The 12,264-nt window shown below is 66.4% G+C and carries 9 protein-coding genes and 1 pseudogene; 2 read left to right on the plus strand and 8 right to left on the minus strand.

The genetic code is table 11. The annotated features are described in order from the left end of the window. From C471_RS05225 to C471_RS05240, 4 genes are all read right to left on the minus strand, one after another. Positions 1-885, minus strand: an 885-nt coding sequence (locus tag C471_RS05225) for a DUF6498-containing protein (RefSeq protein WP_239638620.1), incomplete at its 3' end; no start/stop codon positions are given. A gap of 293 nt (positions 886-1,178) precedes the next feature. Continuing rightward, positions 1,179-3,095 (minus strand): serine hydrolase domain-containing protein, encoded by a 1,917-nt coding sequence (locus C471_RS05230; RefSeq protein WP_239638621.1) that lies wholly within the window; start codon positions 3,093-3,095, stop codon positions 1,179-1,181. Between the two features lie 784 nt (positions 3,096-3,879). Further along, positions 3,880-4,329, minus strand: a complete 450-nt coding sequence (locus tag C471_RS05235; protein ID WP_004047001.1) for a DoxX family protein — start codon at positions 4,327-4,329, stop codon at positions 3,880-3,882. Next, on the minus strand, positions 4,326-5,372 hold the full coding sequence (locus tag C471_RS05240) for a WD40/YVTN/BNR-like repeat-containing protein (protein ID WP_049908986.1): 1,047 nt from the start codon (positions 5,370-5,372) through the stop codon (positions 4,326-4,328). Before C471_RS05240 ends, C471_RS05235 begins: the two co-directional genes overlap by 4 nt. Before the next feature lie 119 nt (positions 5,373-5,491). Between C471_RS05240 and C471_RS05245 the strand changes: the two genes are divergently transcribed. Further along, a complete protein-coding gene (locus C471_RS05245) occupies positions 5,492-6,577 on the plus strand; it encodes a TatD family hydrolase (protein WP_004047003.1) in 1,086 nt (361 codons plus the stop codon). Positions 6,578-7,077: 500 nt separating this feature from the next. Here C471_RS05245 and C471_RS05250 read toward each other — a convergent pair whose 3' ends face one another. The 4 genes from C471_RS05250 to rdfA all read right to left on the minus strand — a co-directional run bounded on the left by C471_RS05250 (position 7,078) and on the right by rdfA (position 11,749). Further along, positions 7,078-7,971, minus strand: a complete 894-nt coding sequence (locus tag C471_RS05250) for a fumarylacetoacetate hydrolase family protein (RefSeq protein ID WP_004047004.1) — start codon at positions 7,969-7,971, stop codon at positions 7,078-7,080. Positions 7,972-8,173: 202 nt separating this feature from the next. Next, positions 8,174-9,391: a CaiB/BaiF CoA transferase family protein gene (locus tag C471_RS05255; RefSeq protein WP_004047005.1), complete on the minus strand. Its 1,218-nt coding sequence runs from the start codon at positions 9,389-9,391 to the stop codon at positions 8,174-8,176. 254 nt (positions 9,392-9,645) lie between these two features. Further along, positions 9,646-10,410, minus strand: coding sequence for an IclR family transcriptional regulator (locus tag C471_RS05260; RefSeq protein WP_004047006.1), 765 nt, complete (start codon positions 10,408-10,410; stop codon positions 9,646-9,648). A gap of 715 nt (positions 10,411-11,125) precedes the next feature. Continuing rightward, a complete protein-coding gene (gene rdfA, locus C471_RS05265; protein WP_004047007.1) occupies positions 11,126-11,749 on the minus strand; it encodes a rod-determining factor RdfA in 624 nt (207 codons plus the stop codon). Positions 11,750-12,182: 433 nt separating this feature from the next. Between rdfA and C471_RS17970 the strand changes: the two are divergent. After that, a pseudogene (locus C471_RS17970) lies at positions 12,183-12,264 on the plus strand (IclR family transcriptional regulator); the annotation flags it as partial.

The raw sequence follows: 12,264 nt of genomic DNA on the forward strand, positions 1-12,264 counted from the left end.
GGCGATCCACACGACGAAGAAGCCGGTCGCGTAGATCGGGGCGACGCCGGTGAGCGTCTTGAGGACCGCGGTGGCGACGGCGGTCCGGCGGTGGACCGGAACCCGGCTATCGGGCTCGACGGCGGGGACTTCGATCGGCTCCGGTTGGTCCGGCGAGTCGGTCGGACCGGCGAGCCAGCCGCCAATCCGGCCGCCATCAGAATCTCCGTCTCCGTGAGTCGCCCGGAACGCCGACCACTCGACGAACAGCTTGACGGCGACGAACGCGGCGAGCACGGCGATTCCGCCCCCCGTCGCGTCGAGCGGTGGGAGCGCGAACAGCGCAAACACGAGGAAAAACGCTCGCCTCGCCGGCGTCTCCACGACCGCGTACGGCGAGGTCTCCGCGTACCGTCGCCGGCCGACGTAGTCTCGGGCGACGTCGATCGCCTCGCCGGCGACCAGCGCGAGCGCCGACGCGAGCACCGCCGGACGCCCGAGCAGGGCCGGCACGTCGAACGCCTGCGAGAACGCGACGCCGACGACCAGCGCGATCCACGCGGCCGCGCCGCAGACGGCCGCCGCGAACGGAACGTTCCGGAGGTGAACGGGTGGCAGCCACGAAACCGGCCGGAGCGCACCGCGCTTGCTCGACAGCGGGGCGTCGGTGACGCTTATCACGCCCGCCTCGCGGTCTTCCGGCGGCGGCCGCGCTGCGAACAGCGCCTTCGCGCCCGCCAGCGGGATCGACAGCACCGCTTCGATCGCGTACACTGCGGCGAGCGTCGCGGGGTCCCAGCCGAGTCGGAGCACACCGACGAGCGGGGTCAGGTTAGCGAGCAGAACGGGGAGGAACCCGGCAGCTCCAAGGGAGCTCCGGCGGCCGCGGTGAACTGTGGAGGACATTCGTCGTCGTTTTCCGAAACGATCGGCCGCGCTCATAAGCACCGGTGAACGCGAGTCGATCCGACCCGTGCGAACGCCGCCGCGTTTCGCCTGACCGACGACCGGGTCGTCGTTGCGGTCAGTCCCCCACGACCGAAGCCGTGAGCTTTCACGTTTCCCGTCTGTGACCACTCAGGGCAGACACCGGCCGAGGAAGTCGATGACTCGCTCGAGTGTTTGGTTAACTCCCGTCTCCTCGGTATCGGCGTCGCCCTCTCCTCAGAGGGTAGATGATCCATATGCGGGTCTCTGAGTTATCCCATCCGAACCCACAGCAGGTTCCAATACTGCAGGAGCCAGTACAGGACGGTCGCAGCGGCGACGACGGCCGAGTAGTGGACGCGAGCGGCGAGCGACCACTCCGATCGGACCCACGCACGAACTGCGTAGGCGACTGCACCGGCGGTCGCAACGGCTCCGAGCGTCGGCACGACGAACACGACCTCGAACCACGCGGGCGGGCGGTCGAACAGTGTCGGCCTGCCCATCGACACCACGACGACGGAAACGGCAACGAAGGCGAGGACGAACGACAAGAGCCCGGCGACACCCGCGCCAGCGACCCACCGAGCGCGAGTGACAGACGCCGGCGGTGACCCCCCGCCGCGATATCGACGCCATCCCCGAGCTGCCGGCCATCCTACGAGACCGGTCAGCGCGATCACCGAGGCGGCGACCGTTAGCCATCCCTGGACCGAGAGCCGCTCGTGGTGGCCGATTCGCTCGTACGCGCTGAGTCCGTCCAACAGGTGGGTCACCTCACCGTCCGTCTCGCGGAACACCAGCGTCGAGCCCTCCTCAACGTGCTCGAAGACGAGCGGCTCGACTTCGACCCATTCGTCTATGCTGTCCCCTTGCTCCGTTATGAGCCGGCCGTCGTCGGCGACTCGGACGTCGATCGGTCGGCCCGTGAAGAGCCCGAAGACGAGCTTCTCGGAACTGACCGTGTCGGTCGCGTTCACCGACCGGTATCGACCGCCGAGTTCGCCAGCACGCTCGGGTGTCCCGTCAGGTGACCGCCGTTGTCCGCTCGAATCCACGGGTGCGTACCGGTCGAGCAACGCGTCTGCGACTTCCTGCTTCGCGTCGGACGCCTCGCTACCGTGGGCGACGACGAACAGGCCGACGCCCTCCTCGGGGAGCAGGGCGAACTCGGTCGAGAACTGCGGGACCCCACCGCCGTGACGGAGGATCCGGGTATCGCCGCGGGACCTCTCGAAGAGCCCGAACGCCATCCCATCCATCCGTTCGTGAGGCGTGAACCACTGCCGGTGCATCGCGTCGACCGCGCTCTCCGAGAGGATCCGTTCGCCGTCGACGACGCCGCCGTTGAGGTGTGCTTGCAGCAGCCGTGCCATGTCCGCGGCGGTCGTGTGGAGGCCGGACGCCGGCGACACGTCGGAGTAGAAACTCACGACGTCGTCAACGTTCGTTCCGTCGGCAGGGACGAGCCCGGGCGGAGCCGCTCGGAACGTGCTGTTCGACATCCCGAGCGGCGCGAACACGTTCTCCGTGACGAACGAGTGGAAGGGCTGCCCGGAGACGTCCGCGATCAGCTGGCCGGTCAGTGCGGCGGCGTAGTTGGTGTACTGGGGGAGCTCACCGGGCGGGCGGACGCGCGCCGGGACGTCTGTCGACACCGACTCGGCGAGCGGGCGGACGTGCTCGGGATCGCTCACCGAATCGCCCCGGCCTCGGGCTTCGAATCCCGGTGTGTGAGTAGCGAGGTGTTCGAGCGTGATCGGTTCGTCGTACGTGTCCGGCAGGTCGACGGCGTCGAGGTGGTCGTCAACCGGGGCGTCCGGTGCGATCTGACCGCCATCGACGACCTGCATCGCGGCCGTCCACGCGAGCACTTTCGAGACGGAGCCGACGCGGAAGAGCGTCTCGTCCGCTCGAACCTGGACGTCTTCGCTCCGAAAGGCGTGGCCGTAGCCGCTCGTGTGGACCTCGTCGCCGTCGACGACGGCGACCGTCAGTCCGCCCGCGTCGTGGTCTTCCAACGCGCGGGTGGCCGCGTCGGCGACGAGCGTGTCCACGCCGGTCGTCTGTGTCGGGTTCTGTGTCGGCTCGGTCGAGCCGCTCGCAAGACCGCTGGCCGCGACGGCGGTGCCAGCGCCGACGGCCGCGGACCGCGACAGGAATCGGCGTCGTGACAGTGTGGAGGGCATCGATTAGTGTGTCTGAGAGACGCTTCACGCCGTGGAGGGCGGGACGAGTCGTCCGATCGGGCCGTGCCGGAGACGAGCGCGGTTACGGCGGACGGCCGGTTACCTTGGATCGAGACGGCGATGCCGTCAGCGTTCGGGCGGTACACCGGGGTCTCACCACGTCTTCGCTGTCTCGGTCGGGGTGGTGTCAAACAGACAGTATTTATTCCACATGAATCTTCTCCCGCTGGATCGGGTCTCACGCCGACTCGACGAGACCGCTCTCGATAGAAACGACCGCCCGATCTTGTTCGACGGCGACGTGCGACTAGAGCTGCGGACAACAGAATTACCAGTCATACAGACTATATTGAGTTCCGATAGATTAGAGATCGAACATCGTTTCGAAGTCGAGATCTCCGAACCGATCTATCGCGATCTAACGGATCATTCGGCCCGTTTGACCAGTGTATCAGCGATATCGGCTCATAAGAGCCTCATTCGATGGACATCTATCAATATTTCCATATCTATACTTTAAAAGGATATCTATAGGGTATTGACCTACTATATAATTATTTCCTTGTAGAATGTATATATTTTTTGCTGAAATACATGGTATTAGCAGCCACCTATCCGATCACCCGCGCATATAATAATTCACTATACAAATCTACTTAAAAATATAATAGATAGATATCATCTGTTATCATACATATCGGAGTAGGTTCGATGAGAACGGGCAAGCCGCCGACCCGCCCCCGTACCGACGGGTCGGATCGGACAGCGAATCAGGACGAGCTCGTCACTCCTCGTCGGCGGCGGCGTCGAGGAGGGTGATGGCGCCGCCGAGCAGCGCGAGGTTCTTGAGGAAGTTGATCTTGTTGTCGTGGCGCTGTTTCCCCTCCATCGTCCAGAAGTCGTGGATCGCCGGGGTCGTCCCGAGGAAGAAGACGACGAGCGCGCCCGCCGCCGCGCGCGGGAGCTTCCAGAACACGATCCCGAGATTGGCGACGAACAGCATCCCCGTGACGAACGGCACGAGCACGTCCGGCATCGGCACGCCCTTCTCGCCGGCGACCTCGACCCGCTTGTCGTTGCTCCTGAACCCGTCCACCGCCATGTACGCGAGCACCCCGCCGTACAGCGTCCGCCCGATCGCCGACGGGGCACCGCCCGGCGGCGGGTCAGCGGCCGGTGTCGAGTCGGCGGCCCCCTCCGCATCGCCGGCCGGTTCGTCGTCGCTCACGCTCACACTACCTCGATGCGGCTGACGTTCGCCCCGATACGACCCACCGTCTCGTACGCGCCGCCGTCGGTCCGGCGCATGATCCGGCCCTCCACGTCGTCGCGCTGGTCCGGCACGTCGAACAGTCCCGACCCGCAGATCACGTCGCCGTCGTGAACGGCCCACGTCTCGACGATCTCGTGGGGCTCGCCCGGGAAGGAGACCCGCTCGAAGTCGCGGCCGAAGTTCGTCGACTCGAACAGCGCGACCTCGTGGTCGTCGTTCACCCACGCCGGCGGCGCCTCCTCGCCCCCGCAGAAGAAGACGGTCCCGTCGTGGACGAACACGCACCGGATGTACGAGAAGTCGTTTCCGGTGTCGACCCGCGTCCACGACTCGCCGGCGTCGGTGGTGCGCCAGAGCCCGCCCTCGCCGACCGCGTGACCGAGTCCGAGGTTCTCCAAGTCGTGGTCGAGGTACCCCGTCGCCGCCAGCCAGACGTCCTCCGAGATCGGCAGGATCTGGTGGACGTCGTCGACGATCGTGTCGCGTCGATCGGTCCACGTCTGTCCCCCGTCCCCGCTCAGGTGGATCCCGCCCGCCTCGACGCCCGCGATCAGTTGGTTCGGGCGGCCCGGAACCGCTTCGAGCGCCCGCAGCCGAGCGTAGTGCGGGTCGATCGGCGACTCCCAGTGCCCCCGCGACGGGAGGTCGCGGAACCCCTTCAGCTCGGTCCACGTCTCCCCGCCGTCGACCGAGCGGAAGACGTACGGGTCGTTCGTCCCGACGTAGAGCGCGCCGTCCGCGGTCGCGAGGACCGACCAGACCTCACTCTGCCCCGCGTGCCAGAACCGGTCGCCGAGCGGGACGCCAAGGTCGTCCCACGTCTCGCCGCCGTCCAGCGAGCGGTACGCTCCCGTCGAGGAGGCGACGAAGACGCCGTCGGTGTGGTCCCACGACTTCACGGCGGTGACGACCCCGCAGTCGAGCGCTTCGCGCGCCTCGCCGCGATCGAACGGGACATCATCGACGCGGTAGAGACCGCTGTCTGTTCCGATCAATAGTGTCATACTCGGTGTGAGATGAGGAGTCACAATAAAGGTTACCAAAGTGTACATCTAAGTGGTCTCAGAGCGACGTCGAACCATACCGATCGCGAGGCGATTCGCCTCGCCCGGACCCACCACTCATGACGAACTCTCACCCGACGAACTCTCACCCGACGAACTCTCACCCGGCGAACTCTCACCCGGCGAACTCTCACCCGACGAAGCGACCGACCGACGCGACGTACCTCGACGAGCGAGACGGCGACGACGAGCACCTCGACCCGCCGCGGGAGCTCCTCACGCTCCCGTGGATCGACATCCACAACCACGCGCACACGCTGTCGTGGGACGACCGGGAGCGGTACGCCCTCTCGGGCTGTCGGTCGATGATGATGGTCGCGTCCGGCTACCACTGGACCCCGTACAAGCCGGTCGAGGCCGACGACATCCGCTTCCTGTGGGACGACGCGATCAACCGCCGCGAGGCGATCGAGCGCAACCACTTCTTCGAGGCGAAGCTCGGGCTCGGCGTCCACACCGGCGTCCGCATCGAGAACCCCGACGAACTGCTGGCGGCGATGGACGACTACTGCGCGCTCGACGAGGTGGTCGCCGTCGGCGAGACCGGCGTCGTCCCCTCCCAACACGTCGAGCGCTGGGGCGTCGACGAACAGCAGGCCGTCGTGCAGGCCCAGATGGAGCTCGCGCGCAACCACGACCTCCCCGTGCTCCTCCACACGCCGAACACGTCGACCGACGCGAAGCGCGCCTACCGCGACGGGCTCGGCGTCACGCCCGGCTACGAGAAGAACGCCGGCCTCGGCGCCGACCCCGTCCTCGACGGCGACAACCCCGCGCTGGAGTCCGTCAAACGCGACGTGGCGGCCGCGCGCGACGCCGGCCTCCCCGAGGACCGCGTCGTCGCCTCCCACGCCGACGCCAACAACACCGCGTACCTGATGGAGGAGACCGACTGCTACCTGAGCTACACCATCGGCCACTCGTGGCTGGTCGGCGTCGACGCCGCGGACGTGGCGAACGCCGTCGACGAGTACGGCCCCGACCGGGTCATGGTCGACACCGACTGCGCGAACGTCCTCCGGACCGACCCCTACGCCCTGAAGCGCGCGATCTTCGAGCTGTACCGCTACGGGATCGACGTCAACGACATCCGGCAGGTAGTCTTGGAGAACCCCCGCGAGGTCTTCGACTTCGAGGCGGAGTAGTCCGTGGTTCCCGCCGGTACGGTCCCGTCGGAACCACGTTCTGCAGGCAACTCCCTAAGCGACAAAGACTATCGCTTATAAACGAACGAGGCGGTGCGGTGGCGCGTGCCTGCGAGGCCGCTTCGCGGCCGAGCAGCACCGCGCGAGGGACGCGGTGAGCGCTCGGAGAGCGCGAACCGCGAGGCTGGGGAGGTGTGAGGCTGCGGTTGCGTTCCCGCGAGCGATAGCGAGCGNCCGCGCGAGGGACGCGGTGAGCGCTCGGAGAGCGCGAACCGCGAGGCTGGGGAGGTGTGAGGCTGCGGTTGCGTTCCCGCGAGCGATAGCGAGCGTGCGCCGTCCTCAGCGACTGGGGCTTTGGAGGCCCTCACCGCGGGGTCGTCAGTCGTTTATAAATAGCCGCCAGCAACACCGCTCATCCACTTATAAACGGCACCGAAGCCGATCTATTTCGGAACTGTGCGTCTCACAGGAAATTCCGTCCCGTGAGAGTCACCGCGTCCCTACTCCCCGTCGAACGCGAACTCGGTCGTCAGCTCGCCGACCTCCTCGACGCCGATCGTGACGCTGTCGCCGTCCTCCAGGAGGACCGGCGGCTCGCGGTAGACGCCCACGCCCGGCGGCGTGCCGGTGAACAGCAGGTCGCCCGGGGTGAGCGTGAACGCCTGACTGCAGAAGGAGACGAGCTCGTCGATCCCGAAGATCAGGTTCTCCGTCGTCGACTCCTGGAGCCGCTCGCCGTTGACCTCCGCGAAGATCTCCAGGTCGTGCGGGTCCGACACCTCGTCCGTCGTGACGAGTTCCGGCCCGGTCGGCGCGAACGAGTCGAGGCTCTTGCCCCGGACCCACTGCCCGTCACCGTGCTGGAGGTCCCGCGCCGACACGTCGTTGCCGACGAGGAAGCCCGCCACGTGGTCCATCGCCTCCTCGGGGTCGACCCGGCGCGCCTCCTCGCCGATGACCGCCACCAGCTCCGCCTCGTAGTCGACCTTCTGCGTGAGGTCGGGGTCCCACGACACCGTGTCCTCCGGCCCCGCCACAGTCGTGGGGAACTTCGAGAAGAGCACGGGCTCGTCGGGGATCTCGTTGTCCCCCTCCTCGGCGTGGTCGCGGTAGTTCAGCCCGACGCAGACGACCTTCTCCGGGTCGGAAACGGGTGCTGCCCGATTGAGGTCGGTGGCGTCGTAGACGCCGAGTCCCGTCTCCTCGGCGTACTCGATCGCCAGGTCCGCCTTCCGCCGCCACTCCCACTCCCGGAGGAGGTCGCTCGTCCGCGGTCCGAGGTCGACGCCCGCCCCGGCTCCCGCCTCGGAGAGCTTGACGACCGTCTCGTCTCCCGTCGCCACACCGCACCACGGCTGTTCTGCCGGCTCCGATCGGTATTGTCCGACGCGCATACGTGTCGGTACTGACTCGGCGGCGTAATAATAGTGCCTGTGCGAGCGCGTTGCCGACGTGCAGCGAGGTGACACCTCCGCGCGAGTGGTGCGAATCGACCAGCGCGCGGTCCGCCGCCGTCGCCGCGAGTCCGAGGATCGCCGCCTCGGCTGCCCGAAACCCGGCCATCCCGACCCCCGAGATGTGGACGCCCGTCATCGCTCAGCGCTCGTCGTCGTCGGAGCCGAACACGCCGGCGTCGGCCAGCTCGTCGATCTCCGCGTCGGAGTAGCCGAGCTCGCGGAACACGTCGCGGTTGTGCTCGCCGAGCGTCGGCGGGGCGCGGTCGAACCCGCTCTCCGCGTCCTCGTACCGGAGCGGGTGTTCGATCACCGGGATCTCGCCGAGCTCCGGGTGTTCGATCTCGGTCACCGTCCCGCGCGCGTCGATCTGGGGGTTGTGCAGCGCCTCCTCGACCTCGTACACCGGGCCGACGGGGACGCCGGCGTCCTCGGCGATGATCTCGATCCACTCGTCGGTCGTGTGCTCGGCGAGCGTCTCCTCGATCTCGGCCTCCAGCTCGTCGAGGTGGTCGACCCGGTCGGCGTTCATCTCGAACCGGTCGTCCTCGGGGAGGTCGGGCCGGTCGATCGCCTCGCACAGCTCGCCCCAGAGCTTCTCGTTGAGGATGCAGACGTTGATGAACCCGTCTTTCGTCTCGAACGTCTGGTACGGGGCGAGGACGGGGGCTTTGGTCCCCATCCGCTTGGTCTCCTCGCCCGCGAACACCATCCCGGCCTGCTTGGTGAGCCACGGCAGCGTCGCCTCGAGCATGCCGAGGTCGATGTACTCGCCCTCGCCCGTCTGCTCGCGGCGGTAGAGCGCCGTCATCGTCCCGAACGCGGCCCACATGGCCGTGATGAGGTCCGTCATCGGCAGCCCGACCTTGACCGGTTGTCGCCCCCCCTCGCCGGTGACGCTCATGATCCCGCTCATCCCCTGAATCAGGAGGTCGTACCCCGACCGCTCGCGCCACGGCCCGGTCTGGCCGAACGCGGAGATCGCGAGGTACACCAGGTCGTCGTTGTACTCGCCGAGCGTCTCGTGGTCGACGTCGAGCCGCTCTGCGGTCCCGGGCCGGAAGTTCTGGATGAACACGTCGGCCTCCTCGACGAGCTCGTACAGCGCCGCCTTGGCCTCCGGGTTCTTCAGGTCGAGTTCGAGGCTCTTCTTCCCGTAGTTCAGCGACCAGTAGTACGGCGACTCGCCCTTGATGAACGGCGGCCCGGAGTGGCGGACGGCGTCGCCGTACCCCGGCTGTTCGATCTTCACCACCTCGGCGCCCTGGTTCGCGAGCATCACGGAACAGAAGCCGCCGGTGACGAACGTGGAGAGGTCCAGAACTTTCACCCCGTCGAGTATCTTTCCGGTGTCGGTCATGCTCGGATCCCCGTGACGGTCGCGCGCGTCGCGTGTGTTCGTGTCATGGATGAGTTCACTCGTGGACAGTCGCGTCTCCGGCCGGTTGTCGTCCGTGTCACGTACAGCGCCGGATGTACGAACCGTTGCGTCCCGTGTCCCACACGACGGCGCATCAGGTAGTAAAACTATCGCCGGATCCGACCGGTGGGGCCGTCCGAGAGGGCGGTCGTGGCGTCGCCCGAACGGAGACTCCGCAGCGGGCGACCGCCACCCTACGCGTGTTCGATGTGAAGTTCGAGCTCGTTGGCCGCGGCTAACACCGACTCGCGGATCTCGTTTTCGAGCCGATCGGTCCGGAGCCGGGTCCCGGGGCCGGAGACGCTCAGCGCCCCGATCACGTCCCCGTCCCGCCCGCGGATGCACGTCCCCATGGCGTGGACGCCGCCCGTCGACTCCTCGATGTTGAGCGCGTACCCCTGCTCGCGGACCTCCGCGAGGGCGTCTCGGAGCTCCTGGCGGTCCGTGATCGTGTTCGGTCCCGTCTGCTCGAACTCGAAGTCGTCGACGAGCGACTCCCGCGTCGACTCCGGGAGGTTGGCCAGGATCGCTTTCCCGGCGGCGCTCGCGTAGAGCGTGCCCCGCCGCCCCATGTGAGCGCCGGTCTGGACGGGATTCTCGCCGGTCTCGGTGTACACGTACACCCGTTCGAGCCCCTCCCGGATGATGAACTGCGCCCGCTCGCTCGTCTGCTCCGCGAGGTCGTCGACCTTCGACTTGATCATCTGATATTCTGGGATCTCTCGCTGCAGGTCGCCGCCGATCGTGAGGAACTTGAAGCTCAGCCCGTACTCGTTCCCGGTTTTCACGACGTAGCCGTGCTCCTGAAGGGTGAACAGGTGTCGGTGAGCCGTGCTCCGGGTCATCTCGGCCTCGGTTCCGACCGCCTCCAGCGTGAGCGGCCCTCGATCGGCCAGCAGTTCGACGATATCGAGGCTCTTCGTCGTCGTTTTGACCGTCGACGCGGGCGGGTTGTCCATGTCGGTTCTATTCGGTCGTAGTATTTAATTGTCCCGTATATTCGGATCTGAATGAAAATCGATGGCACTGAAGGCGATGAAATCTGTTCTGAAAAATTCACGTCTCATATTTTCGGACGCGCTCATGGTCCGGATCCGATCGTCACCTGACATTCGTCGGTGCGACCGCCCCAAAACGGCGAGTCCAGTCCGTCGATCGCGACGATGTCGACAGGAATTACAAAGATAGATGTGTAATCCTCCGGGGAACTACCGCGCCAGTCGGATCCCATATTCTAAATAGACGACACCGGGTCTGAGTTCAGCGAATAACCGAGTCGAGTCGGATAACCGCCGTAGTTACCTGTTTGATTTGTCCCAACATACGGACAGCACGGGTTGCACGCACTGGCACGAAACGCGTGTCGAGAGATTCGGGGAGAACGTGTGGATCTACCCGCCGCGACGGGGTCGGCCGGTCGGAAGTGGAAAGAGGTCTACGAGGCGTCCGACCTCGGGCGTACCATCGACGACGCGTAGACACCGGCCGGTCCGGCGGGCCCGGTGTCGTCGCCGTGAGAGGGGTCCGATCGGAGCGGCCGACAGCGGCGGCGGAAGCGACTGATCCCGTACACAGCGACCGAATCACATCAGATACAGATAATATATCGGATGTTGGTACGTCATCTTCGATTCCGTCGACATCGAGTCCCGGACCGGCGAGCCCGACACCGACTCACTCGCCGTCGCTCTCGGGCTCCGCCGTGCAGCCGCAGCCGCCTCGCCGGATCAGCTCCCCGACCGGCGCGTCGGTCCCGCAGTTCGGGCAGACGGCGCGCACGTCGACGAGCACGTCGTAGTCGCCGCGATCCAACTCCTCGGCGTTCGCGAGCGAGGAGATGGCCGACTCGGCGACCGCCGAGACCCGCCCCTGAAGCTTCTCGATGGTCTCGACTTTCCGATCGGCCATGTCCTCGTCCGCCGCCGGGAGGCTGGCCTCCCGTTCCTGCGTGAGGTACGTGTGAATCGCCTGATGGGTGACGAAGTCCCCGGTGAGCTCGTCGACATCGATCCCCTCGCGTTCGAGACGGCGGCGCGCCCGCGTCGACGACGACCCGGACTCGCCGCGGAGCGCCTGGTACGTGCTCGACACGTCGACGCTGAGCGACGAAACGCCGATCTGGCGGAGGGACGCCTCCAGCACCGCCTCGTTGAACTCGTCGGCGAGGTCTCGCAGGCTCGTCCGTTCGCCCGCCTCACCGGTCCAGGCGGCCTCCAAGTTCGCGCCCATATCGTCGAGATCGTACTTCCGGATCACCCGGGCGACTTTCGTGTTCGCGCCATTCGCTTCGGTGGTCATACCCGGTGTTCGACCCCGAAGGTGACAAAAACATCGGTGTCCGCTCCGTCGATCGTCCAGCGGGCAGCCGAGCCGGGGGTTCCGCCGATACGCGCCGCCGTCGATAGCGTCCGGGTCCCGGGCCCCGAGTTGATCGGTGGCTCCCGACCGCGGACGCTAGTCGTTACTGTGTTCGTGAACGTTCCCGTAAGTACCACATACGCTATCTTTAGGACACAACCTTCGAGCGTCCTCCGGCCATTCCGGACGCGGCCGGGGTACTCGGCGGACGGTCCCCGCGACGAGATCTTCGACGCGGTGTACTAGCCGGGGGCTTCGGGCGGCGCGACCGCAACGAAGGTCGTCGGAGTGTCACGGAACCGGGCCGCACGGTCGCGGCGTTTGTTCTTCTATCCAGAACACTTATTATCGAAGTCTGACCTGATCAATTGGTATGGACGCAAAACACCCGGTACGAACGACCGAGAAGACTCTCGCGCTGGTCGAAGAGCTGATGGATCGCGGACCGTGTGGGG

The organism is Halorubrum saccharovorum DSM 1137 (assembly GCF_000337915.1).
Taxonomy (GTDB): domain Archaea; phylum Halobacteriota; class Halobacteria; order Halobacteriales; family Haloferacaceae; genus Halorubrum; species Halorubrum saccharovorum.

Bases quoted from the DNA above. Each gene is read 5' to 3' on its own strand.
- C471_RS05230 (WP_239638621.1), bottom strand. From the start codon at position 3,095: ATGCCCTCCACACTGTCACGACGCCGATTCCTGTCGCGGTCCGCGGCC.
- C471_RS05240 (WP_049908986.1), bottom strand. From the start codon at position 5,372: ATGACACTATTGATCGGAACAGACAGCGGTCTCTACCGCGTCGATGAT.
- C471_RS05245 (WP_004047003.1), top strand. From the start codon at position 5,492: ATGACGAACTCTCACCCGACGAACTCTCACCCGACGAACTCTCACCCG.
- C471_RS05250 (WP_004047004.1), bottom strand. From the start codon at position 7,971: ATGCGCGTCGGACAATACCGATCGGAGCCGGCAGAACAGCCGTGGTGC.
- C471_RS05255 (WP_004047005.1), bottom strand. From the start codon at position 9,391: ATGACCGACACCGGAAAGATACTCGACGGGGTGAAAGTTCTGGACCTC.
- C471_RS05260 (WP_004047006.1), bottom strand. From the start codon at position 10,410: ATGGACAACCCGCCCGCGTCGACGGTCAAAACGACGACGAAGAGCCTC.
- rdfA (WP_004047007.1), bottom strand. From the start codon at position 11,749: ATGACCACCGAAGCGAATGGCGCGAACACGAAAGTCGCCCGGGTGATC.